The sequence below is a fragment of the Ruegeria sp. SAZD011 genome (assembly GCF_059612545.1).
In genome coordinates this window covers 1-19,238 of sequence record NZ_JBXWQU010000019.1, presented here as the reverse complement: position 1 = coordinate 19,238, position 19,238 = coordinate 1, and the positions used below count along the sequence as shown (strand labels likewise).

19 protein-coding genes and 4 pseudogenes are annotated in these 19,238 nt (G+C 61.1%); 14 read left to right on the top strand and 9 right to left on the bottom strand.

Annotated features, from left to right (window positions below):
• Positions 1-206: 206 nt before the first annotated feature.
• Both scpB and AC2FLM_RS06335 read right to left on the bottom strand, forming a co-directional pair.
• Positions 207-821: an SMC-Scp complex subunit ScpB gene (scpB, locus tag AC2FLM_RS06340; protein WP_496856613.1), complete on the bottom strand. Its 615-nt coding sequence runs from the start codon at positions 819-821 to the stop codon at positions 207-209.
• Positions 822-823: 2 nt separating this feature from the next.
• Positions 824-1,708, bottom strand: coding sequence for a DUF1403 family protein (locus tag AC2FLM_RS06335; RefSeq protein WP_496856611.1), 885 nt, complete (start codon positions 1,706-1,708; stop codon positions 824-826).
• A 113-nt stretch (positions 1,709-1,821) separates the two neighbouring features.
• Between AC2FLM_RS06335 and AC2FLM_RS06330 the strand changes: the two genes are divergently transcribed.
• Positions 1,822-2,931 carry a tyrosine-type recombinase/integrase gene (locus AC2FLM_RS06330; RefSeq protein WP_496856609.1) on the top strand — a complete coding sequence of 370 codons (1,110 nt, stop codon included), beginning with the start codon at positions 1,822-1,824 and terminating at the stop codon, positions 2,929-2,931.
• A 6-nt stretch (positions 2,932-2,937) separates the two neighbouring features.
• On the opposite strand, the gene AC2FLM_RS06325 is transcribed toward AC2FLM_RS06330, so the two are convergent.
• Positions 2,938-3,273 (bottom strand): type II toxin-antitoxin system RelE/ParE family toxin, encoded by a 336-nt coding sequence (locus tag AC2FLM_RS06325; RefSeq protein ID WP_496856607.1) that lies wholly within the window; start codon positions 3,271-3,273, stop codon positions 2,938-2,940.
• On the bottom strand, positions 3,270-3,527 hold the full coding sequence (locus AC2FLM_RS06320; RefSeq protein ID WP_496856606.1) for a type II toxin-antitoxin system ParD family antitoxin: 258 nt from the start codon (positions 3,525-3,527) through the stop codon (positions 3,270-3,272). The genes AC2FLM_RS06325 and AC2FLM_RS06320 overlap by 4 nt, the downstream gene beginning before the upstream one ends.
• 126 nt (positions 3,528-3,653) lie before the next feature.
• Here AC2FLM_RS06320 and AC2FLM_RS06315 point away from each other — a divergent pair, with 126 nt between their 5' ends.
• The 10 genes and pseudogenes from AC2FLM_RS06315 to AC2FLM_RS06270 all read left to right on the top strand — a co-directional run bounded on the left by AC2FLM_RS06315 (position 3,654) and on the right by AC2FLM_RS06270 (position 12,734).
• Positions 3,654-4,535: a recombinase family protein gene (locus AC2FLM_RS06315; protein WP_496856604.1), complete on the top strand. Its 882-nt coding sequence runs from the start codon at positions 3,654-3,656 to the stop codon at positions 4,533-4,535.
• Positions 4,536-4,901: 366 nt separating this feature from the next.
• On the top strand, positions 4,902-6,101 hold the full coding sequence (gene repA / locus AC2FLM_RS06310; RefSeq protein ID WP_496856602.1) for a plasmid partitioning protein RepA: 1,200 nt from the start codon (positions 4,902-4,904) through the stop codon (positions 6,099-6,101).
• Positions 6,101-7,069, top strand: coding sequence for a plasmid partitioning protein RepB (gene repB / locus AC2FLM_RS06305; RefSeq protein WP_496856600.1), 969 nt, complete (start codon positions 6,101-6,103; stop codon positions 7,067-7,069). The genes repA and repB overlap by 1 nt, the downstream gene beginning before the upstream one ends.
• A 210-nt stretch (positions 7,070-7,279) precedes the next feature.
• Positions 7,280-8,395: a plasmid replication protein RepC gene (gene repC, locus AC2FLM_RS06300; protein WP_496856598.1), complete on the top strand. Its 1,116-nt coding sequence runs from the start codon at positions 7,280-7,282 to the stop codon at positions 8,393-8,395.
• A gap of 75 nt (positions 8,396-8,470) precedes the next feature.
• Positions 8,471-9,914: pseudogene (locus AC2FLM_RS06295) on the top strand (ParB/RepB/Spo0J family partition protein).
• Between the two features lie 134 nt (positions 9,915-10,048).
• Positions 10,049-10,210, top strand: a pseudogene (locus AC2FLM_RS06290) (UCP036055 family protein); the annotation flags it as partial.
• Positions 10,211-10,511: 301 nt separating this feature from the next.
• Positions 10,512-10,932 (top strand): annotated as a pseudogene (locus tag AC2FLM_RS06285) (hypothetical protein).
• Positions 10,925-11,569, top strand: a complete 645-nt coding sequence (locus AC2FLM_RS06280) for a DUF8835 domain-containing pootine (RefSeq protein ID WP_496856596.1) — start codon at positions 10,925-10,927, stop codon at positions 11,567-11,569. Before AC2FLM_RS06285 ends, AC2FLM_RS06280 begins: the two are co-directional and overlap by 8 nt.
• Positions 11,570-11,634: 65 nt before the next feature.
• Positions 11,635-12,036, top strand: coding sequence for an antitoxin Xre-like helix-turn-helix domain-containing protein (locus AC2FLM_RS06275; protein ID WP_496856594.1), 402 nt, complete (start codon positions 11,635-11,637; stop codon positions 12,034-12,036).
• Entirely contained in the window at positions 12,033-12,734 is a 702-nt protein-coding gene (locus AC2FLM_RS06270) for an RES family NAD+ phosphorylase (RefSeq protein WP_496856593.1), read from the top strand. Before AC2FLM_RS06275 ends, AC2FLM_RS06270 begins: the two co-directional genes overlap by 4 nt.
• Before the next feature lie 220 nt (positions 12,735-12,954).
• Here AC2FLM_RS06270 and AC2FLM_RS06265 read toward each other — a convergent pair whose 3' ends face one another.
• Positions 12,955-13,251 carry a hypothetical protein gene (locus tag AC2FLM_RS06265; protein WP_496856591.1) on the bottom strand — a complete coding sequence of 99 codons (297 nt, stop codon included), beginning with the start codon at positions 13,249-13,251 and terminating at the stop codon, positions 12,955-12,957.
• Positions 13,252-13,428: 177 nt separating this feature from the next.
• Here AC2FLM_RS06265 and AC2FLM_RS06260 point away from each other — a divergent pair.
• The 3 genes and pseudogenes from AC2FLM_RS06260 to AC2FLM_RS06250 form a co-directional block, all read left to right on the top strand.
• Positions 13,429-13,716, top strand: a pseudogene (locus tag AC2FLM_RS06260) (hypothetical protein); the annotation flags it as partial.
• Between the two features lie 434 nt (positions 13,717-14,150).
• Positions 14,151-15,083: a DUF2493 domain-containing protein gene (locus AC2FLM_RS06255; protein ID WP_496856589.1), complete on the top strand. Its 933-nt coding sequence runs from the start codon at positions 14,151-14,153 to the stop codon at positions 15,081-15,083.
• An 84-nt stretch (positions 15,084-15,167) separates the two neighbouring features.
• Complete coding sequence (locus AC2FLM_RS06250; RefSeq protein ID WP_496856587.1) at positions 15,168-15,440, top strand: WGR domain-containing protein; 273 nt, start codon at positions 15,168-15,170, stop codon at positions 15,438-15,440.
• Here the strand turns inward: AC2FLM_RS06250 and AC2FLM_RS06245 are convergent.
• The 4 genes from AC2FLM_RS06245 to AC2FLM_RS06230 all read right to left on the bottom strand — a co-directional run bounded on the left by AC2FLM_RS06245 (position 15,423) and on the right by AC2FLM_RS06230 (position 18,793).
• The gene (locus AC2FLM_RS06245) at positions 15,423-16,019 is read right to left on the bottom strand and encodes a hypothetical protein (RefSeq protein ID WP_496856586.1); all 597 of its coding nucleotides are present in this window, start codon (positions 16,017-16,019) and stop codon (positions 15,423-15,425) included. The genes AC2FLM_RS06250 and AC2FLM_RS06245 overlap by 18 nt on opposite strands.
• A gap of 74 nt (positions 16,020-16,093) precedes the next feature.
• Positions 16,094-17,221: a hypothetical protein gene (locus AC2FLM_RS06240; protein ID WP_496856584.1), complete on the bottom strand. Its 1,128-nt coding sequence runs from the start codon at positions 17,219-17,221 to the stop codon at positions 16,094-16,096.
• Positions 17,218-18,465, bottom strand: a complete 1,248-nt coding sequence (locus tag AC2FLM_RS06235) for a type II toxin-antitoxin system HipA family toxin (RefSeq protein ID WP_496856582.1) — start codon at positions 18,463-18,465, stop codon at positions 17,218-17,220. The genes AC2FLM_RS06240 and AC2FLM_RS06235 overlap by 4 nt, the downstream gene beginning before the upstream one ends.
• The gene (locus AC2FLM_RS06230) at positions 18,458-18,793 is read right to left on the bottom strand and encodes a helix-turn-helix domain-containing protein (protein WP_496856580.1); all 336 of its coding nucleotides are present in this window, start codon (positions 18,791-18,793) and stop codon (positions 18,458-18,460) included. The genes AC2FLM_RS06235 and AC2FLM_RS06230 overlap by 8 nt, the downstream gene beginning before the upstream one ends.
• Positions 18,794-19,238: the final 445 nt, after the last annotated feature.

Here is a 19,238-nt window from a genome sequence, read left to right as displayed (position 1 = left end):
AAACCTTCTTCTCAGCCATCGCTCTCGCCGCAACCGTTTTGTTCTGGCTATGAAAAAGAACGAGTCTGGAGCCTAGGGTACAGTGACAATCACCTTGAAATTATGAGTATTTCTGGATTTCCGCATGAATCGTTGCACTGCAGATGAAACGATAAGCAGAACGACCGAGTTTGCGTCAGGCATTGGCAACGGAGACCGCAAACGCGTTACCCGAAATCGACCTGCAGTGCTTCGCCCACAACCCCCGCATCCTCCAACTGCTCCCGATCGGGAAGATCGCGCAGGCTCTCCAACCCGAAGGAAACAAGGAATTGCTCCGTGGTGACGAAGGTGTAGGGAGCGCCGCGCCGAGGCGACCTTGGCCCGGTCCCGATCAGGTCGCGCGCATGCAGTCGGCCGATCAGGTCGCGGCTGATTTCCTTGCCGAAGATGTCCTTGAGCCCGTCGCGCGTGATCGGCTGGTGATAGGCGATGGCGGCCAGGACCGCGACGTCGAACTCGCTCAGATCCAGCAATTGATTGCCGACATCCGCGGCGGCCCGGATCGCGGGGGCGTAGATAGCCCGCGTCCGGAATATCCAGCCGCCAGCGACCTGCGCAACTTCAAAAGCCCGCCCCTCCAGATCGGCGGCAAGGTCCTCGACCAGCAGGTCGACCGACACCCCTTGCCCCACCACCCGCGCCAGATCCTCGCGGGCAACCGGTGAGGCCGACGCAAACAATACCGCCTCGATCCGGCGCATCCATTCCCGCCAGCGCAGCTCCGGAGGCAGGTCGGGTAGCTCGCGGTCCAGGTCTGGTTCAGAGCGATCCTTCGCCATCCCTATACCCCGTAGAGCCGGAAAGTATCGCGCCCGGTCAGCTCGCGCACCGCGCCGAGGTCGACCAACCGGTCACAGAGCCGCCGCGCGGCGCGATCCGGCAAAGGCAAGGCCGACGGCGCCACGGCATCGCGGGTCAGGAACATCTCGACAGCGTCGCCCGCTCCCTTGGCCCGCAGCTTGGGCGCGACCGCCTTCAGATGCGTCGCCCGACGTGCAAGGTCGGCGGCGAAACGCACGGCGTCGACCACCGAGGAAATCAGCGCGCGATGACAGGCGAAGCGAAGATCATCGCCTTGTTTGCGCAGGTCAGCCCGTTTCAGGCCAGGGGCCAGCAGCGGCACGAGATGATCCCAGCCGAGTGCGTGAGCCAGGGCCGCATCCGCGAGGATCAGACCTGCTACATCTGCGCGCGGCGCCTCGCGCATTACCGCCTCCAGCACCATCGCCGCTCGGCCAACGGGCGCCCCCTGCCCCGCATCTAGCCAAGTAGCGATCTGGCCCGGCTCGAGGCCCGCCAAGGCGCGACCCAGAGCCTTGATCGAGACCTGCCGCTCCGCTGACCGCCGCCAAGACAGGTAGGTCTCCCCCGCCGGTCCTGGCAGGTCGCCGGCGCGCAACAGGTGAACCGCGTCGCGCAACTCCCCTGCCCGCTCCGGTCGGCCAGAAAACACGACACACGCCGCCGCGGCCCGCAGCGCGAGGCGATCCCGCAACAAGGCTTTGGGCACCTCTGCGCACCCCAACACCAGATGCAGGTGGTTCAGCGCGGCGCCCGACAAAAACGCAACATCTTCAAAGGTTTCAGTGCGTGCAGAGGTGACCCAGGCCGGCATCCGGGGTAACGTGTCGAGCTCGCTGATGGTGTCCGGTCGGGCAAATGTCATGCTCAGACCCTACACTTGGGCGGCGCTTTCTACCAGAAAATAGCGATCTAACCGCCTCACCTTGCCGCCCACTAATATGTCCAATAAGTTTGCCTTATCGGACACATCTGAATATGCTCGGCAGCATGTCAGAAAACACCGAGAAATCGAGTTCGGAGCCGCCAATCGGGTCTTCAGCCAACGAGGACAACGAGAGAGATCGCCCTGACGGTGAGGTCTTGAACCTGCCCTCCTTTGTGGCCGGGTCCGGCACCCTCGATCGGTTGGTCGACACCGCCCGTGACTACGCCCGCGCGGCTGCGTCTGATAACACGCTGAAGGCTTATACAAAGGACTGGGCGCATTTCGCGCGTTGGTGCCGGCTGAAGGGGACGGACCCCCTGCCCCCATCGCCAGAAATGATTGGGCTCTACCTCGCGGATCTGGCCTCGGGGTCGGGCCCCTCCCCTGCCCTAACGGTTTCGACAATTGACCGCCGCCTGTCCGGTCTTGCCTGGGCCTGCGCGCAGCGCGGGTTCACCCTGGATCGCAAGAACCGTCACATCGCGACGGTGCTGGCCGGCATCAGGCGCAAGCACGCGCGTCCGCCCGTACAGAAAGAGGCCATCCAGGCCGACGATATCCTCGCGATGGTTGCCACCCTGCCGTTCGACCTGCGCGGACTACGGGATCGGGCAATCCTGCTCCTGGGCTATGCGGGCGGTCTCAGACGCTCCGAGATCGTCGGCCTGGATGTCGGCAAGGACGACACGCCCGACAGCGGCGGCTGGATCGAGACCCTGGACCAAGGCGCGGTGCTGACCCTCAATGCCAAGACCGGCTGGCGCGAGGTCGAGATCGGTCGCGGATCAACGGACCAGACCTGCCCCGTGCACGCGTTGGAACAATGGCTGCACTTCGCCAAGATCGATTTCGGCCCGGTCTTCGTCGGCACCTCGCGCGATGGCAAGCGAGCTCTCGATGCACGGCTCAACGACAAGCATGTCGCACGATTGATCAAACGCACGGTCCTCGATGCAGGCATTAGATCCGACCTGCCCGAGAAAGAACGCCTGGCGCTGTTCTCAGGTCACAGCCTGCGTGCCGGCCTCGCCAGTTCGGCAGAAGTCGACGAACGCTATGTCCAGAAGCAGCTCGGTCATGCCTCGGTCGAGATGACCCGCCGCTACCAGCGCCGACGCGACCGGTTCCGCGTGAACCTGACCAAGGCTGCTGGTCTCTGATCCCGGTTAGCCCGCCTTCCCTTTCAACGCCGAGAGCGCCGCAATATGACGCGGCAGATCGCTCCGGGAATGCAGGATATCGACGATGATGACTTCCTCGGGCCGGTCCAGAAACACGAGGAAGTGCTCCCCTGCCCTGAGGTATCTCAGGTCTTCGGCATCATCGACCAGGATCGAGCAACTCCTACTGTGTGCCTGGCCTTTCACGATCGCTTCGCAGCGGGCAAGAAGCTCAGCTTCGTAAATGTCTGCCTGACGAAGCCCAAATCTCTCGATAGTCCAGCGGGCGATCTCGATGAGGCTTTCTTCCGCACGGCGGGTGAGCCGGAAAGTTCGGCTCATGATGTGGTCCGCGCCCTCGCAAAGGCCCGGCGAACCGCATCCGCCCCACTCCCTTCGGCCAAGTCGCCATGTTCCGCCTGTTGAAGACCTTCCAAAAGGCCGCCCCGAATGCTGGCCAGCTGGGCCTCTTCCTGCTCAAGCAGTCGCAAACCCGCTCGCATGGCCTCACTTACATTCTGGTATCGACCGGATGCGACCAATGCCTGAAGCAACTGGTCTTGGGTTTCGGTAAGAACAACGTTGCGTGTCACCATGGAACAAATCTCCTCGTTGGCAATATATGCCAATGCGAGGTTTCGGTCAATGTTGGGGAGCCTTGCATCGCCGTTTCCAAAGGATCGTTTATTGGCGATATATTAAATTGCAAACGGCCCAGTTTCATGCCCTTGATAGGCTATGCGCGCGTTTCCACAGAGGATCAGACCCCCCTGCCCCAGTCTGAGGCGCTGCAATCGGCGGGCTGTGCCGAGATCTTTGAAGAGCGCGCCTCAGGTGGAAATCGTGCGCGGCCTGTGCTTGCCGGCGTGCTGGAGCGAGTTGCCAAAGGCGATACGCTGGTCGTCGTTCGGATCGACCGGCTTGCGCGGTCTTTGTCGCACCTACTTGAGGTGATCGAAAGACTGGAGGGCAAGGGGGCGTTCTTCCGCTCGCTCCAGGACCCGATCGACACTGCCTCGCCCCGGGGCAAGTTCACGTTGCAGGTTCTGGGCGCTGCGGCTGAGTTTGAACGCGCTCTGATCCGCGAGCGCACCAAAGCCGGACTTGCCTCGGCACGCTCAAAGGGCCGCGTCGGCGGCAACCCAGGTCTTCGCGCCAAGGACCCTGAAGCGCTGCGCAAGGTGCGGCTGGCACGACAGGACAGCTACATGCAGCGCTTGAACGAAACTGCGCAGGATTGGGTGCCCCATGTGCGCCGTTTGCGCCCCGATATGGCTTGGGAAGACGTCCTGCGGATCATCAATGGCCCCCTGCCCCATGATCGGCGCTGGACGCAAAGCCGCCTGCTCCGCGCCGTGAAGGCATACGTGGCGGACGGATTCCTGCCCGCTGAAGTGCTTGGACGCGCTGGACGTCGCGAAACCGACGATCGCCTGCCTGCGATTGTCGCCGCAATCAAAGGTGCCGACCCCGAGATCACCTTGCAGGCAATCTGCGACCGACTGGAATCCATGCGTGAGCGCACCCCTCGCGGTCGCACCAGCTGGCAGCCTTCCTCCGTCAGAATGCTACTGGAGCGGGCAGAGCGCCTCGGCCTTTTGTAGGCGCGAATGGTCGGCAAACCACTCTGCTCGCTCGGCCCAAATCTTCCAGAATCATCGCCTCAATTGGACGAAAACCACGTAAATATCCAATAAAGCCTTGGGGTTAGTTCGCGCGAGCAGAAAATATCTCGAAGGGTATCGGCTGCGCCCGAAGCGGTCTTTATCGTTGGTAATCAATGCGTTATCTAGCTCAAGCCCCGCGCGACCAAATTGGTGCTGTGGATAACTTTTCCACTACATCTAGATTCTTCTTGCCGGACTAAGATGTTCGTGGCATTTCCATTCTGACGGCAAAACGCGTCAGACGTGGCTTCGACCGTCAGAACGACAAAGAGCCTTAGCAAAGGCCATGAGAGGCGGCAGAACATGGATGATCGAAATACGGGCTACGCGCAAGGCATAGGCTCTTCCGACATCGGAGCATTCGCAGACAGTCTTGCTGAGTCGCTTGACCGGCAGATGAAAGTTGCGTTCGAGCCAGAAGAACGCAAGTCCTTGCGCCGCTTCAGTTCGACCGAGGTCGCCGAGTTGCTGCGCGTTAGTACGTCGAACCTGCGCAACCGCCACAAAGATGGCAGCTTCCCTGAAGTTCACACTGACGGTCGCGGTCATAGGTTCTACACAGCCGAAGAAGTTGACGACCTCCGCAACATTTTGGCGCGGACAGGCAAAAATGCTGACGCGTACAGACCTGGCCGCCGTGACGGCGACCGTCTTCAGGTCATTTCGGTCGTGAATTTCAAAGGCGGCAGCTCGAAGACAACAGCGACGATCCATTTGGCACACAGGTATGCCCTGCGTGGCTACCGCGTGCTTGTGCTGGACCTCGACCCACAAGCCAGTTTGACGACATTTTTCGGCTTCCGGCCTGAGCTCGAATTTGCCGAAGGCGGCACAATCTACGACGCATTGAGATACGATGATCAGGTTCCGCTCTCGGAGGTCATCCAGAAAACATACTTCCACAAGCTCGACATGGTCCCGGCCGGCTTGATGTTGTCCGAGTACGAAACCGAGACAGCGAATGCCCTTGCGCGCAGGGTTCAGCCGATTTTCGCAGAGCGTCTTGCTCTGGCGCTAGAGGAAGTTGACTCAAACTATGACATCGTGCTGATCGATTGCCCTCCGCAGTTGGGCTTCCTGACATTGACAGCATTGGCAGCGTCCACGGGCTTACTCGTGACGGTCGTCCCCGGCATGCTCGACATCGCTTCGATGAGCCAGTTCCTCAAACTCGCTTCGGAAACGGTCAAAGCCGTCGAAGAGGCGATTGGACGACATGTCACTTGGGACTTCGTAAAGTTCCTGATCACACGCTACGAGCCGTCGGACGGACCACAAACGCAAATGGCCGGGTACCTGCGTTCAATCCTTGCGGGCCAAGTCATGACTGAACCGATGCTGAAGTCGACAGCCATTTCTGACGCCGGCATGACTCAGCAAACCATCTATGAGGTAGACCCGAACCAGCTCATTCGGAAGACCATTGATCGGGCTTTGACCAGCGTGAACAGCGTCGCCGATGAGTTGGAGCAGACAATCCAAATGGCATGGGGGCGTCGCTGATGGCTCGAAATATCTTCAACCAGCCACCGAAAGACGCGAAAGAGTCGGCAGCCCCCTCCCCTGCCCCGGTCAAATCCTCGAAGCTACCTGGCTCGGTTGGCGGATTGCGGGATTCTCTCCGGGAAATCACTGCCAACTCAATCCGAGATATCGAACCCGACCGGATCGATATGGATGGTCTCCGGGATCGCCTGATCCTGGAAGATAGTAGCATTGAAGATCTCGCCGAAAGCATTCGCAAGCATGGTCAGCAAGTGCCGATCATGGTTCGCCCCTCTGACCAACCGGATCGATACCGCATCATCTACGGGCGTCGCAGGCTTGCAGCCATTCGAAGAGTTGGTGGAACCGTCAAAGCGATCGTTCGAACGCTCGATGATGATGCTTCTCTGATCGCGCAAGGTCAGGAAAACAACCTGCGGCTGGATCCGTCCTTCATTGAAAAATCTCTTTTTATCAAAGAAATGCAGGAGGCCGGTTACAAGCCTGGCGTCATTCAGGACGCCCTAGGCCTCACCCGGCAAGGTGTGTCGAACCATCGTGTAGTCATCGAGCAGCTGCCTGACGAACTTGTCCGGCTTATCGGCCCGGCTCATGGCGTAGGTCGACGCCAATGGGGTGATCTTGCTGCACTTTCAGAGAAGGTTCCGCTTGTTGACATTGCGCGTGAGACACTTGCCTCTCTGCCTGACACCACTCCAAGTTCGGACAAGTTTCAAGCCGTCTATGTCGCTTGCTCCAGCAAGTCGCGTGGCGTAGCCGACCAAAGCGCCCGTGGCCAAACGACCGTGGTAAAGGACGATAGTGGTAGCCCTGTCGGCACACTTTCAGTCGATGGCAAGTCGATCGCTATCAAGGTCACCCGCAAGGACAACCCGGAATTCGGCCAATGGCTCGAAGAGCGCGCGGAAACCACGCTGCGACAGCTTTTTGAACAATGGCAGAATGAGAGAGGCTCGGGGAGCTGATCCCCGGTCATAACCAAAAACACGAGCAGAGGAGAAAGGCGAAGACCAAAAAGAAAAGAGCCCCCCAAGGTTTCCCCCGGAGAGCCCTCATCATCTGATTTGCACCTGTGATGTAGCAATCTCCGACATACCCGTCAAGAGTCATCGATTCGGTGGACGTCTTTTTGTTGCCTTTTCTCGCCAAAAACAGCGAGAAGAGCCGGGGAAGTTGTGGGCCGCAACGGTCGTCGTTCAACAAATATGGCATTCACAAAGCTTTCCGTTCAGACCTTTGGCGTCGGTAAGGGCACCCCCGCCACGACCACACCTGAAACCGACATCTGGGCAGTCTTCCGCGCGCTCAGAGATAGTCGCAGCCTGTTCGGTCTCCGTCCAGGACATGTTCAAACGCTCCAAGCGATGCTGAGCTTTCTCAAGCCTGGGCATGGAGACACAGTCTTCGCTTCCAACGACGAGATCTGCCGTCGAGTTGGCGGGATCGATGAACGAACCCTCCGTAGGCACATCGATCGCTTTGTTGAACTCGGTTTCATGAAGCGCCACGACAGCCCAAATCGCAAAAGATACCGAGTGAAGTCGTCCGAAGGTCAGTCCATTAGCTATGGCTTGTCGCTGGCTCCGTTACTCGCGCGTGCCGGCGAACTGCTTGCGACAGCCCAAGCGATGGAAAACGCTCGTCGGGATCGCGTGTTTTTGCAAAAGCAAATCCTAACCAAACTTGCGCAGATCGACGAAGCTGACCCCGAGAACGAATTCACTCATCAGGTACGCCGAGTTCTTCGGAGGAAGCTCTCGATCGCGGAGTATCGTGCTTTGCTCGGCGAACTGGAAGCTCAATGCGAACAGATGTCCACCGCGGTGGACGCACCAGAAACAATGAAACTGCCCGCCAATGACGGGCAAACTGTCCGCCACCTTTCTAAGTCTAAAAAAGAACAAAAAGATTTAGAAAGCGGGACCGACAGCGAAACACTTCCCCTGCAAACACTTATAAGCCTTTGTGACCAAGCTACGTCGTTCGCGACGAATTCACTTAGAAACTGGCACGATGTCGAAAGCCACGCCAGAACGCTCGCTCCAATGATGGGAATCCACGAAAGCACCTTCGAAAAGGCTGCTAGGAAGATAGGCTCTCAAAAAGCATCATGCGCCATCTTCATAATTCTCCAGATGAGCAATCGCATCCGAGACTTTGGAGCGTATTTCCACAGCATCACGCTCGGTCGCAGAGAAACTGACTTCAACCCATCACTGTTGTTGGAAAGGCTTTCTCGTTCTGGGCAGCTACTGCGTGATGTCCACCGCGGTGGACATGTTGAGAGGTAGAGATGGGGTGTGAAAGGGGTGACGGGAAGTGAGATCGGAAGAGTGGCTTCCGGCGCCCGTCGTGGAGAAGATCTGATGGCGAAATCTGCCCAGAAAGTCACCCTGTCCCCGTCCCGGGACATTCCCTTCGACAAGCTCGTGCTGAGCCAGTCCAACGTCCGGCGCATCAAGGCCGGCATCTCGGTGGAGGAACTGGCCGAAGACATCGCCCGCCGCGGGTTGCTGCAGAGCCTGAGCGTTCGGCCCGTTCTGGCGGATGATGGATCCGAGACCGGCAAGTTCGAAATCCCCGCTGGTGGTCGGCGCTTCCAGGCCCTGTCACTCCTAGTGAAGCAGAAGCGTCTGGCCAAGACGACGCCCATTCCCTGCATCGTACGGGATGCCACTTCCGCGATCCTCGCCGAAGACGACTCGCTCGCTGAGAACATGCAGCGCGCAGCCCTGCATCCGCTCGACCAGTTCCGCGCCTTCGTTGCTTTGCGGGAGAAGGGTCAAGGCGATGAAGAGATCGCGGCCGCTTTCTTCGTCACGCCGCAGGTGGTCAAACAGCGCCTGAAACTCGCCGCCGTGGCCCCTGGCTACAGCCACGGTTTGCGGCGGCTGAGCGGAGACCCGGCGCCGATGACGGATGACGAAGGCGCGGCCCATGCCAAGCTGCTTGCCGAATACCGGGCGCTCGAAGAGGAATACGAGGGCCAGGATGAATTCCCCGAAGTGATCGACGCGCGTCTTGGCGAGTTGGAAGTCGCGATGGAGAAGCTCGAGGCCAGGCCGCTGATCTTCGACGATGAGGAGATCGCACGGTCAGGGGCTTTCGTAACGCTTGACCGCTATGGCGAGCTTGCCGTTTATCGGGGCTTCGTGCGGCCCGAGGATGAGCCACGGGCAGACGTCGACGTCCACAGCGGTGAACAGGCGGCAGACGGGCAAGTTGGTGGACGATCGCCATTCGGAGTGGGAGGCCGACTTGCCGCTCGGCGACGATGCCGCTCTCTGGGACTACCTGGCGTCCCTCGATCAGGTGAGTCGGCTGTCCCTGCTCGCGCATTGCCTCAGCTTCGGGGTCAACGCGCTCCATGAGAAGGTGAACCCTTATGGTGCCGGTATCTCCGCCAGCGGTTTGACCAAGCGGATGACCCAGTCTGATTTGGTCGCACAGGCGGTCGAACTCGACATGGTCGAGGCGGGTTGGGAGCCGACGGCCGACACCTACCTGAACCGCGTGCCCAAGGTCCGGATCCTCGAGGCCGTGCGCGAGGCGAAAGGGGAGGGGAAGGCGCAACTCCTCGATCACTTGAAGAAGGGCGAGATGGCGAGTGAAGCCGAGCGTCTGCTGAAAGGCAGCGGCTGGTTGCCAGAGGTTCTTCGCCGTCACGATCTGGTAGCACTCGAAGGTGCGGAAGGGCAGGGGGCGCCTGAGCTCGTTTCCGACACGGAACAGGCCGAAGATGTCGACCTGCCTGCCTTCCTCACCGCTGACCTGCCGGGTGATGATGCGTCGATGATGGCTGCGGAGTGATCCGCGCCATCCGAGGGCAGGGAAACCCGCTCTCAATCACATAAAGTGCAACAATATCAATACGATGAATGCAAAATATCGCATTCAGGATGAGGAATCATGTCTGCAACGACCATTCTCGACACCGCGCCCCTGTCCTGCTGGATTTCGGCGGTTGCACGGAGCTGCTCCACCTGGCCGAGTCTGTCACGGCTGCCGAACTCTGGATCGCCAAAGAAGGCTATCGCAACGCGCGGCTGGAGATCGTCGGCAGCGAGGACGGCGATAGGGCAGGGGGCGCGGAGCTTGCCGCCTGAGCCCAAGTAGAACCCAAGGGGCCCGCCAAAGCGCGGGCCTCTCACCCATCACGACCCTTTGCCGCCGACCGCTTCGCGACTGGCAGTGGTTCGCGCGGCGGTCCGGGCGCTACACCCCGACACGCGCGCTGTTTGCAGTCTCCGGCTGGCGCGCAAGCGTTTCTACCGGCAGATGCTCTGCGCGCATGCCGCGCGACAGGCGGCGGGCGAAACGCCCACTGGCTGATCGTTCCCAACCACCCCCTCATCCCGACACAGCGCCCGGCCTTCTGGCCGGGTCTTCCCCATTCAGGAGGTTCCTATGGCGGATTACTTCACCCATTTCTCATGCCTGCTCGACGTCGGCACTCCCGACAAGGCTGCCCGTGCACTCGCGCTGTTCCAGGAACTGCGAGCTGCGGATCAGGACGCCGACGACCCGGATGTCGCTGGCTTCGATCTCGTGCACCAGGATGCCCCCGAGGGTAGCAGTCTCTGGATCTATGATGACGACCACGGCCATGTCGAATCCGTCATCCGCTTCGTCTTGCGCCTCGCCGAAGATCTCGATCTCACCGGCCTTTTGGGGGTTCCAGTACGCCCTGACCTGCTTCCGGCCCCACCTCGACGCTTTTGGCGGTGGCGCGCATGTCATCGACCTTGGCGCGCGCAAATCCGTCGGCTGGACCAGCAGCCAGGAATGGCTGGCCGCCGCGCTGAATGGGGAGGATGTCGATGCCTGAGATCATTTGCACCACCGTCTACCAGTTCCCTGAACTCTCGGAGGCCGCCAAGGAGAAGGCGCGCAGCTGGTATCGCGAGCTTGGCCCCCATGACGATTGGTGGGACGCGGTCTATGAGGATTTTGAGCGGGTCTGCGAGATCCTCGGCATCCGCCTGAAAACCACGCCCGTCCGCTTGATGGGCGGCGGGACGCGGGCCAAGCCCTGCATCTGGTTCTCCGGGTTCTGGAGTCAGGGCGACGGGGCCTGCTTCGAGGGCTATTGGTCCCATGTCAAGGGTGCGGCAGCGCGCATCGGGGATTATGCTCCGACGGATGTAAAGTTGCATGGAATTGCCGACCAGCTGCAGGCCATTCAGCGGCGGAATTTCTACCAGCTCGCCGCGGAGGCCAGCCACCGTGGCCGCTATTACCATGAATATACCATGTCGATCGACGTCACGCGGGACAGCGGAACCTGGCAGCCGCCGACCGAGGACGCGGGAGACGTCGTGACCGAGGCGCTGCGGGATTTGGCCCGTTGGCTTTACCGCCAGCTTGAGGCCGAATACGACCACCTCACCTCGGACGAGGCCATCGAGGAGGGGATCATCGCGAACGCGTATACGTTCACGGAAGGAGGATGGCGGTTCGGGTAACAGAGATCTTAGCGTAAAGTTCATTTGATCTTTACAGTAAGTCCATATGGACTATATTGAAACCAATGGAGGACGCCATGCACGTTGCAGAGAAAATTCGGGAACCCGCAGAGGTCAACGCCGTCGCGTTGAAAGCCTATGCCCGCGTGGCCGATGCCTGGGGTCTCAGCCTCAAGGAAGCGGCTGGCCTTGCCGACATGTCAGAGAGCACGTGGAAGCGCGCCAAGAAGCCGGATTTCGCGGGAGAGCTCACCAAGGATCAACTGCTGCGGCTCAGCGCTGTAATTGGCATCTTCAAGTCGCTCGAACTCTACTTCTCGGAGCCTCTGGCAAGAAGCTGGTTCACCCGACCGAACACCGGTCCGCTGTTTGGGGGCGGCCGACCAGTCGACACCGCCATCGACGGGGGCTTGCCGCAGATTCTCGCGGTTCGGACCTATCTCGATGCGTTGCGTGGTGGGGCATGAAGCAGACCGAGATTTCCGATCGCGGTCTCGTTCGTCTCCTGCCTGCCACCTACCACAAGCCACCATCGCTGCGCGGTCTCGTCGATACCGATGACGAGATGGAGATCTTGGCAGAGATCGAGGGCCTGACCAGTGGACGCCTACAGGCTGAACGCGGGCGCAACCCGCATCTGGACCCGCGCGAACTCGCTTGGCAACGCCGCAGCCGCGATCTGCGCATCTATGGGGACAGTCACGTCAACGCAGCCTTCACGTACACCCGCGCCGGCGGAAACCGCTTCAACGCCGAGGAGCGCGGCGCGTGGTACTGCGCATGGGATGTGATGGTTTCTGTCAGCGAAGTGGCCTGGCACCGCACACGCGAACTCGGTTTTACCGGCAGCTTCCACGACAGCGCCCGCTATGTGGAATTGCTGGCCGACTTCATCGGCGTCTTCGACGACATGACCGATGAGGCAGGTCATCCGGCGCTGCATCCGGATCCGGCGGTCGGGTATCCCGAGGGCCAAAGCCTGGCCGAGCATCTGCGTCGGGGCGGATCCAAGGGCCTGATTTACCCTTCGGTCCGGGCTCCTGCACCGGGCGGGAATTGCCTGGTCTGCTTCGAGCCCCACGCCATTCAGAACGTCCGGCCGGGCGCGTCTTGGGATCTTGTGTGGGATGGGACACCGCACTACTCGATTACGGCCGTCGGCTGACAAGTTGCAGCGCATGCGCCTTTGGGGGTCCGAAGAAATGAAACAGGCAAACGACAACAGCGCGGACGTCACGAACTTGAAGCCATGTGACCATCAGCCGTTCTTTGAGGCGTTGGACTGTCCGCCCCCACCGACCGACGCACTACGAGCAGCGTTTCGTAGGCGGAGGGAAACTCTGGTGGATTCTTGCGCCGACAAGCCATCCACCAGCTGACACCCGTCACCTGTTCCCGTCGATCCACTTCGACATGAGCCCCTTGTCGCGGAAGCATTCGTCCGGAACGGCGCGCCGTTTGATCCGGGCGAGTTTCTCAGCGAAGGCTACCTGCTTGGACGTGGGCAGCCGGTCCATGTCCGATACCGGCTTCAGCCGGGCCTGAGCCTCGATCCAAGCGCTCAAAGATCGCCGGTCTTGCTGAACTTCCCAGGGCAGGAGCGTCCGGTTGCGCAGGGCGAGCGACCGCGCATAGGCGATCTGCTTGGGCGTCGCGGGCAGGGCGTGCGTGGTGATTTCCATGGTGGAACCCCCTTTCTGGCTTGGTTCTGAACATAGAACATAACAGGAACAAAATCAAGCAAAGCATCGGGAACGCCTTGGTGCGAGAGGGAGAGAGGGGCCGGGAAAGATCAGGCCTGAAGGTGCCCGAGAGAGGGTGTCCGGGCCTGATCCTATCCTTAATTCCGGAGATTCCCGATGACCCATCTTGCCCCTGTTGCGCAGGCGTCCTTGCCTGCGCCCATTGTTCCGTTGGCAGCAAATCCTGCCCCTGCGATCGTTGCTGTTGCCGAAGCGCTGCAGCCTGATCTGGCGCAAGGGCTTCAGATCGACGCGCTGCACCTGCGCCGCGAGATGGAACATGCCTTTGGCAGTTCCGATGCGACCGGTGCCTGGGACTGGAAGCTCGCCTATGAGGCGGGCGAGGTGGCGCTGATCCTCTTTCTGCGAAAGTTCGGTCGGACGCTGCTCGCGCGTGCCGGCTCGGGCCAGAGGATCGGCATCGCCTGCCCAGCTGAGCTGCATCGCGCAGGGGGGGCTGGGAGTGCGGGGCAGGGGGCAGCATCCCAGTCGTGGCACTGGATCGTCGTCCTCACCCCATCCCGGGCCTTGCGCATCCACCCGTCAGCCCTGCGCGGCCTTCAAGAGATGGGCAGGCCGTCAAAGCGGTTGCCCCTGCAAGGTCGGCAAGGAACCTATTTCCGCCGGCGGCGAGACCACCCCACGCGACTTGTCGCGTGGGGACCCCGATCTGCCGCCTTTGCATCGCGAGACAAATAGCTTCCCTGCTGACCTCCTCCACACTGTTCCGGCCCCGGTGAAGCCGGGGTGAAGGGGCAACCGCCCCGACGGCTCGGGTCTGCCCATGAAGGCCGCGCGGGATGACGCGCGGACGAGACTGGCCCGGAGGCAAGAAACTGATGACGATCCACACCCACGATGATGCATATGAACCCGCTCACACCGCATCCCAGACCGCCCATGCGCTCGACGAGCTCCAGCTCTACGGCTATCGCCCCTTTGACGAGCCCGATCCGCGCCCGATGCCCGATGGGCTGCGCCTCGCCGTCGCCGTCGCCGACATCTTCGACGCCCTCGTCGCGACCCTGGAAGACACCCGTATGGAACCCGACCTCGAAGAGGTGCTCTGGGGCCAGGTCAACCTCTTCCACCGCGCCACGGCCCGGATCGAGCGGACGCTCGATGAGAATGAACAGGCGCAGCGCCGCCTCCAGCGCGAGCAGGACGGCTCCGAGGTGAAATCCGTCGAACTCGAGCGCCTGACGGCTGAAGGCCTGACCCTCGTCGAACGGCGCAACTGCATGGACATGATGCGCGATCACGCCGCCACCGAGTTCGTCCATCACACGGGATCGACCTGGCGACCCCGCACTGGATCGATGGTGAACCGCCAGCACATGACCTCAGCGCTCATCGACAGCCGCGACTTCCTGGCCGCCAAGCGCCGCGCCGAGACCGAGGTGATGCTTCCCGCAGGCCCCAAGGTCGCCCTCACCGGCGGGACCGATTTCAACGATCACCGCCTGATCTGGGGCAAGCTCGACCAGGTCCGGACCAAGTATCCCGACATGGTCCTGCTGCACGGTGGCAGCCCCAAAGGCGCAGAACTCATCGCCGCTAAATGGGCCGAGGCCCGGGGCGTGACGCAGGTCGCCTTCAAGCCTGACTGGACCAAGCACGCCAAGGCCGCGCCATTCAAACGAAACGATGCGATGCTGGATGTGCTCCCGGTCGGGGTCCTCGTCTTCCCCGGGACCGGTATCCAGGAAAACCTCGCCGACAAGGCCAGGAAGCTCGGCATCCCGGTCATGAAGTTCGAGAAGGGGGCGTGAGCCCCCGACTTCAATCCGGGACAGAACATTGTGGAAACGTCGAAGAGCGCTTGATATTGTGGTCTTGAGAGAGGCGCCAACAACATGTTCGACATATCGCAGCAAATGGAAGTGTTTCCGACGGAAGTCGATCTCAAGCGGATCGACCCGTCTCTCAACATGCGGCGCTTCTACAGGATGAGCGTTCAGCCCGATCTTTTCGGCAGTGTGAGCCTGGTGCGGGAATGGGGTCGGATCGGCTACCGTGGCCAGATGCTGGTCGAGCAACACGATGACGAGGGCAGGGCGGTGAACGCTTTGATGAAACTGTCGGCGACGAAGAAGCGGCGGGGGTATCGGTTACCGGGCGAACGTTGAGAACGGCCCATCGCGGATGGCGGTCCGCGAGTCGAACACGCTCACCGCGGAAAGCATGGTGTCCGGCGGACTACCCTGGTTCCATGACGCGCTTCGCTTCTGGGCGCCAATATAGAAGTCGACGCTGGCCGCGGGAGTGCCCGGGCCGGCCGCATAGATGTTTGGGAGGATTGCATCGCCCTTCGGCGAGCGCGCTCGGCAGAGCTGCTTGAGGACCCGGGCGTAGCCGGACTTGCCGGCGCCATTATCCCCGTAAATGACGGTAAGGCCGGTTTTGCCGAAGGTGAGCCGTTCCCCAGGCGCAAGGGCATTGACGTGCGAAAGCCCATGGAGAGCGCCGAGGCTGACGACGGCGTGGCTGGCCGCCGGGTCCCGGACGTGCGCAACATCGAGTGGACTGCCTTTGTCGGTGCCTTTGCAGACTGCGACAAGCGCTGTGATATCGGCGGCCTCCAGCTTGGACTGACCACACAGACGTCTCAGCGCATCGCGTTGCCAGGCGGGCAGGTCCACCGACCATTTGACGATATCGGCCAGTGCTGCAGCTTCATTCGAGAGATCAGTCTCGTGTGCGACCATGTCTTCTGCCCCGATTCCGCCCGCAAGATCTGGCGGGCTGTTTTCTATGATGGTTGTCTTCCGTGATCATTGTGTCAGGTGCCGCCTTTCATGCGCCGCTCTTGGCCGAGTGGAATGATCCAGCCGCCAGCACGATCCGGTCGTGCAAAATCGTCCGGGCTCGTCTTGTCGGCGAGACGGCTGCGAATGGCTTGCGGCTCGGCGTCGATAGCGGCGCGAATGAGCTCGTGTTCGACCCCGACGAACACGGGCCGGAGATTAAGGCGGGAGAGTGCTTCTTGATCCGTTGGTTCAATGTCGGTGTCGGTGAGCGGTCCGGCGCGAGTGACGATCCCGCCGATCAGACCGTCCATGGCGACACTTGCCCTCTCAATATCCCGCACCGGAGAAGCGTCAAGCAGCGAGCGAGCACGCTGTGTCTCGCTTTGTAGCCTTCGTGGAAATGATTGTCGCGTTAGGCTCCGAAGCGCGCCAGCCAATTCAGCATGGCCGAGCGGCTTGATCAGATTGGCGATGTGGAGGCGAAGCATGCCGATGAAGAGCGCGTCCTTCTCCTCCTGGGTGTGAGGCTCGCCTTCCTCGATTGGGTCCCTAACCGAAAGACGGGCATCGTTTGGACCGGCCGTTGCCATTCCCCAGCGCGTGGCGATCGCGATACGCTTCACCCCGACCTTGTGGCCTCGGACAGTGACGTCGATTCGACGTGCTTGCGCCCACGCTCGGTCCAGCGCTTTGGCGGGGCCACCGACATCGTGGCAACCCTTAGCTTCGGCGACAGTCAGCGAAGACAGGTCGGATGCGCAGGCAATCCAGTCAGGCAGGTCGCCACGGGCGAGGCGTGTGATCTTGACCCTATGTCGGCGATCGAGGTCGATCGTGCGGCTGCCGAGATGGGCGAAAATCGAGAGGTTGAAATAGCGCTCGAGGTAGGCACGCGCGACGAACCGTCCGAACAGGCCGGAGAGCGCGACCTTGACCTCTCGTGCCTGACCGAGCGGCTCCTTGAACACGAACGGTGTGCCTGAGCCGGTCGGGGCCAAGAGCGCATCGAGAATCGACCAGGCACCATAGGCCGCACTCGGTGTCTGAAGCACCTCTCGGATACCGGCATCCTCTATCTCGGAAACTTCCAGATCGACGATGGCCCCGGAGACCGGGCTCGCACTTGGCGGATGGAAGCTATGCAAGAATGTCCTGGTCATAACGCCAGCGCCCGCGTGAGATCGTCGTGCTCGAAGGCGCTGGCCATGCGGGTAATCTCGGACGATCGTGCGCCTACGACCTTTGCGGTCTCGCGCCATGTCGCAGTTACGGACGCGACCTCCTTGATGATTGCGCGGGCCTGCGCCAGCGTGAGGGCGAAATACTCCGAAGCCCGTTCAAGCAGATCGAGCGAGCAGGTGCCCTCATCGAGGTCGATGTTCGTCGTCAGCACGCGCGCCTTCAGGTCCGTGGGCACCGGATTGAGGTCATAGGCGGGCGAGAGCGACCATCCAGCCTTGCCGTGCCACAGAAAGCCGTGATTGCGCAAATGATCGTCGACATTGGAGATAAGCACATTGAATACGACACGCCGATAAAGTGCGTGGGCGTCCGTCTTTCCCTGCGCGCCATGCTGGGTCAGTGCGTCGACGATCTCGGGATAGCTGCCACGTTCGCCGTCCTTGGCACCCATCATCGCCATGGCAGACAGGAACGGGATGCGGATCGCGCCATCGCGGTCGAAGCGTCGCGATAGCATCACCGATTTACCAGCCACTTCGACAAGTTCGTGTTGTGGGGTGGCGATACCGGCTTGGCCAGCCAGCCGTAGCGCGATCTCCTCCCAGGTTTCCATACTGTAGTCATCTGTTTCCTTGGGAAACTTGGCGATGGAGAGATGGCCATGTTGGTCGATGACCGAGGCCTTTGGCCGCGCACCGCCAAGGGAGGAGCCTGGCGCGAAGATCAGTTGAAGATCTTCGTCCGTTTCCTCGTCCCGGAGAATCCGCTCGGTGATCTGGAGCAGACGGCCAAGCTCGATCAAGGCTGGCACGCCAGCCCTGATCGGCGCCTGGAAGGTCTCTTCGCCAGCCCAGCGAAATCGTAGCGCACCGAGGCGCGTCTCATCTGCGACCCCAAGCAGGTAGTCACTTTCCGCAAGCGTGCGGACTGCTCGGCCCTCGCGGTCCGCTAAGCGACGCTCGGCACGCTGCATGAGGCGGCGGCCCCAGGTATCTGGCGCGGAGTCGCCGATGGATCCGAATGTCGCCAGACCGGCAGGAGGAGCGAAGGCGCCGCGCGTAAGAGCGAGCGCAGGCTCAAGTGAGAAGCGCTCGGCGTCCTCAAGCCAGGCGCCGTCATATTCGAAAAGGATGGTCTCTGTGCCTCGAACGCGGTTGCTTCTCGCCAATCCGATCGGGCGCGTGCGGCCGTGAAGATCGATATGGACCTCGAAGTCAGCCATCGCGGGACGACCTCGTTGACCGCTTCAGATGAACGCGCTTGGGCAGATCGGCACTCGCCAGTGCTTGCCCGATACTATCATTGCTTATGTCGGCAACTTGACCAAGACCTTCAAGCAGTCCAAGGGCCTGAAGTACAGCAGCATAGATGCCGATGCTGACATTTGTGTCGCCGGCTTCGACCCTTTGCAGGGTCGAACGGGACGTGAACGCGCGCTCCGCGACGACTGCCATGGGCAGCTTGCGGCGGCGTCTGGCGTCGTGGATATCCGCGCCGAGCTTACGCAGGGCGCGGCGCACGGCCGCTGGAGGAGTATGTGGAGTAGGCATTTGCTACCTTCGCACTACAGATTTGCAGAATATGTAGCACGAAGATCACAAATGCTCTAGCCCCACTCCGTATTAATTGCGCTTCCCGGCAGCGGGAACGGTCCAATCCATTTGGAGAAACTGGCGGCGAATCGAATGGGCGGTTGGTCTCGATCGAGTCTCCCCCGGCGAGACACCTGTCGAAGCATGCCAGGTTTCGCTAGGCGTGCCGTTCGGCAGTACCTCGGGGCGTCTAGCAGAACACTCGCCGCGGGCTTTGCCAACGGCCGCGCTGCCACTTTCCGCGATTGCTATGCCGTACTGTCGACTGGCTGCTCTCTACCCAATAATTTACATAAAACGGATTATCTGTCAGTTTTGCGGCACATGGGGCACATTCTAAACTGGGTTGCGACGAATCCCCTATCTTGCTGGAAAGCAAGGAGAACGGAATATGGCCCACACG

Coding starts and splice junctions, on each gene's coding strand:
- AC2FLM_RS06265 (WP_496856591.1), bottom strand. CDS start 13,251: ATGGAAATCACCACGCACGCCCTGCCCGCGACGCCCAAGCAGATCGCC.
- AC2FLM_RS06230 (WP_496856580.1), bottom strand. CDS start 18,793: ATGCCTACTCCACATACTCCTCCAGCGGCCGTGCGCCGCGCCCTGCGT.
- AC2FLM_RS06250 (WP_496856587.1), top strand. CDS start 15,168: ATGTTCGACATATCGCAGCAAATGGAAGTGTTTCCGACGGAAGTCGAT.
- repA (WP_496856602.1), top strand. CDS start 4,902: ATGGATGATCGAAATACGGGCTACGCGCAAGGCATAGGCTCTTCCGAC.
- scpB (WP_496856613.1), bottom strand. CDS start 821: ATGGCGAAGGATCGCTCTGAACCAGACCTGGACCGCGAGCTACCCGAC.
- AC2FLM_RS06280 (WP_496856596.1), top strand. CDS start 10,925: ATGCCTGAGATCATTTGCACCACCGTCTACCAGTTCCCTGAACTCTCG.
- AC2FLM_RS06325 (WP_496856607.1), bottom strand. CDS start 3,273: ATGAGCCGAACTTTCCGGCTCACCCGCCGTGCGGAAGAAAGCCTCATC.
- AC2FLM_RS06320 (WP_496856606.1), bottom strand. CDS start 3,527: ATGGTGACACGCAACGTTGTTCTTACCGAAACCCAAGACCAGTTGCTT.
- AC2FLM_RS06235 (WP_496856582.1), bottom strand. CDS start 18,465: ATGGCTGACTTCGAGGTCCATATCGATCTTCACGGCCGCACGCGCCCG.
- AC2FLM_RS06275 (WP_496856594.1), top strand. CDS start 11,635: ATGGAGGACGCCATGCACGTTGCAGAGAAAATTCGGGAACCCGCAGAG.
- AC2FLM_RS06330 (WP_496856609.1), top strand. CDS start 1,822: ATGCTCGGCAGCATGTCAGAAAACACCGAGAAATCGAGTTCGGAGCCG.
- AC2FLM_RS06315 (WP_496856604.1), top strand. CDS start 3,654: ATGCCCTTGATAGGCTATGCGCGCGTTTCCACAGAGGATCAGACCCCC.
- AC2FLM_RS06335 (WP_496856611.1), bottom strand. CDS start 1,708: ATGACATTTGCCCGACCGGACACCATCAGCGAGCTCGACACGTTACCC.
- repB (WP_496856600.1), top strand. CDS start 6,101: ATGGCTCGAAATATCTTCAACCAGCCACCGAAAGACGCGAAAGAGTCG.
- AC2FLM_RS06245 (WP_496856586.1), bottom strand. CDS start 16,019: ATGGTCGCACACGAGACTGATCTCTCGAATGAAGCTGCAGCACTGGCC.
- AC2FLM_RS06240 (WP_496856584.1), bottom strand. CDS start 17,221: ATGACCAGGACATTCTTGCATAGCTTCCATCCGCCAAGTGCGAGCCCG.
- AC2FLM_RS06270 (WP_496856593.1), top strand. CDS start 12,033: ATGAAGCAGACCGAGATTTCCGATCGCGGTCTCGTTCGTCTCCTGCCT.
- AC2FLM_RS06255 (WP_496856589.1), top strand. CDS start 14,151: ATGACGATCCACACCCACGATGATGCATATGAACCCGCTCACACCGCA.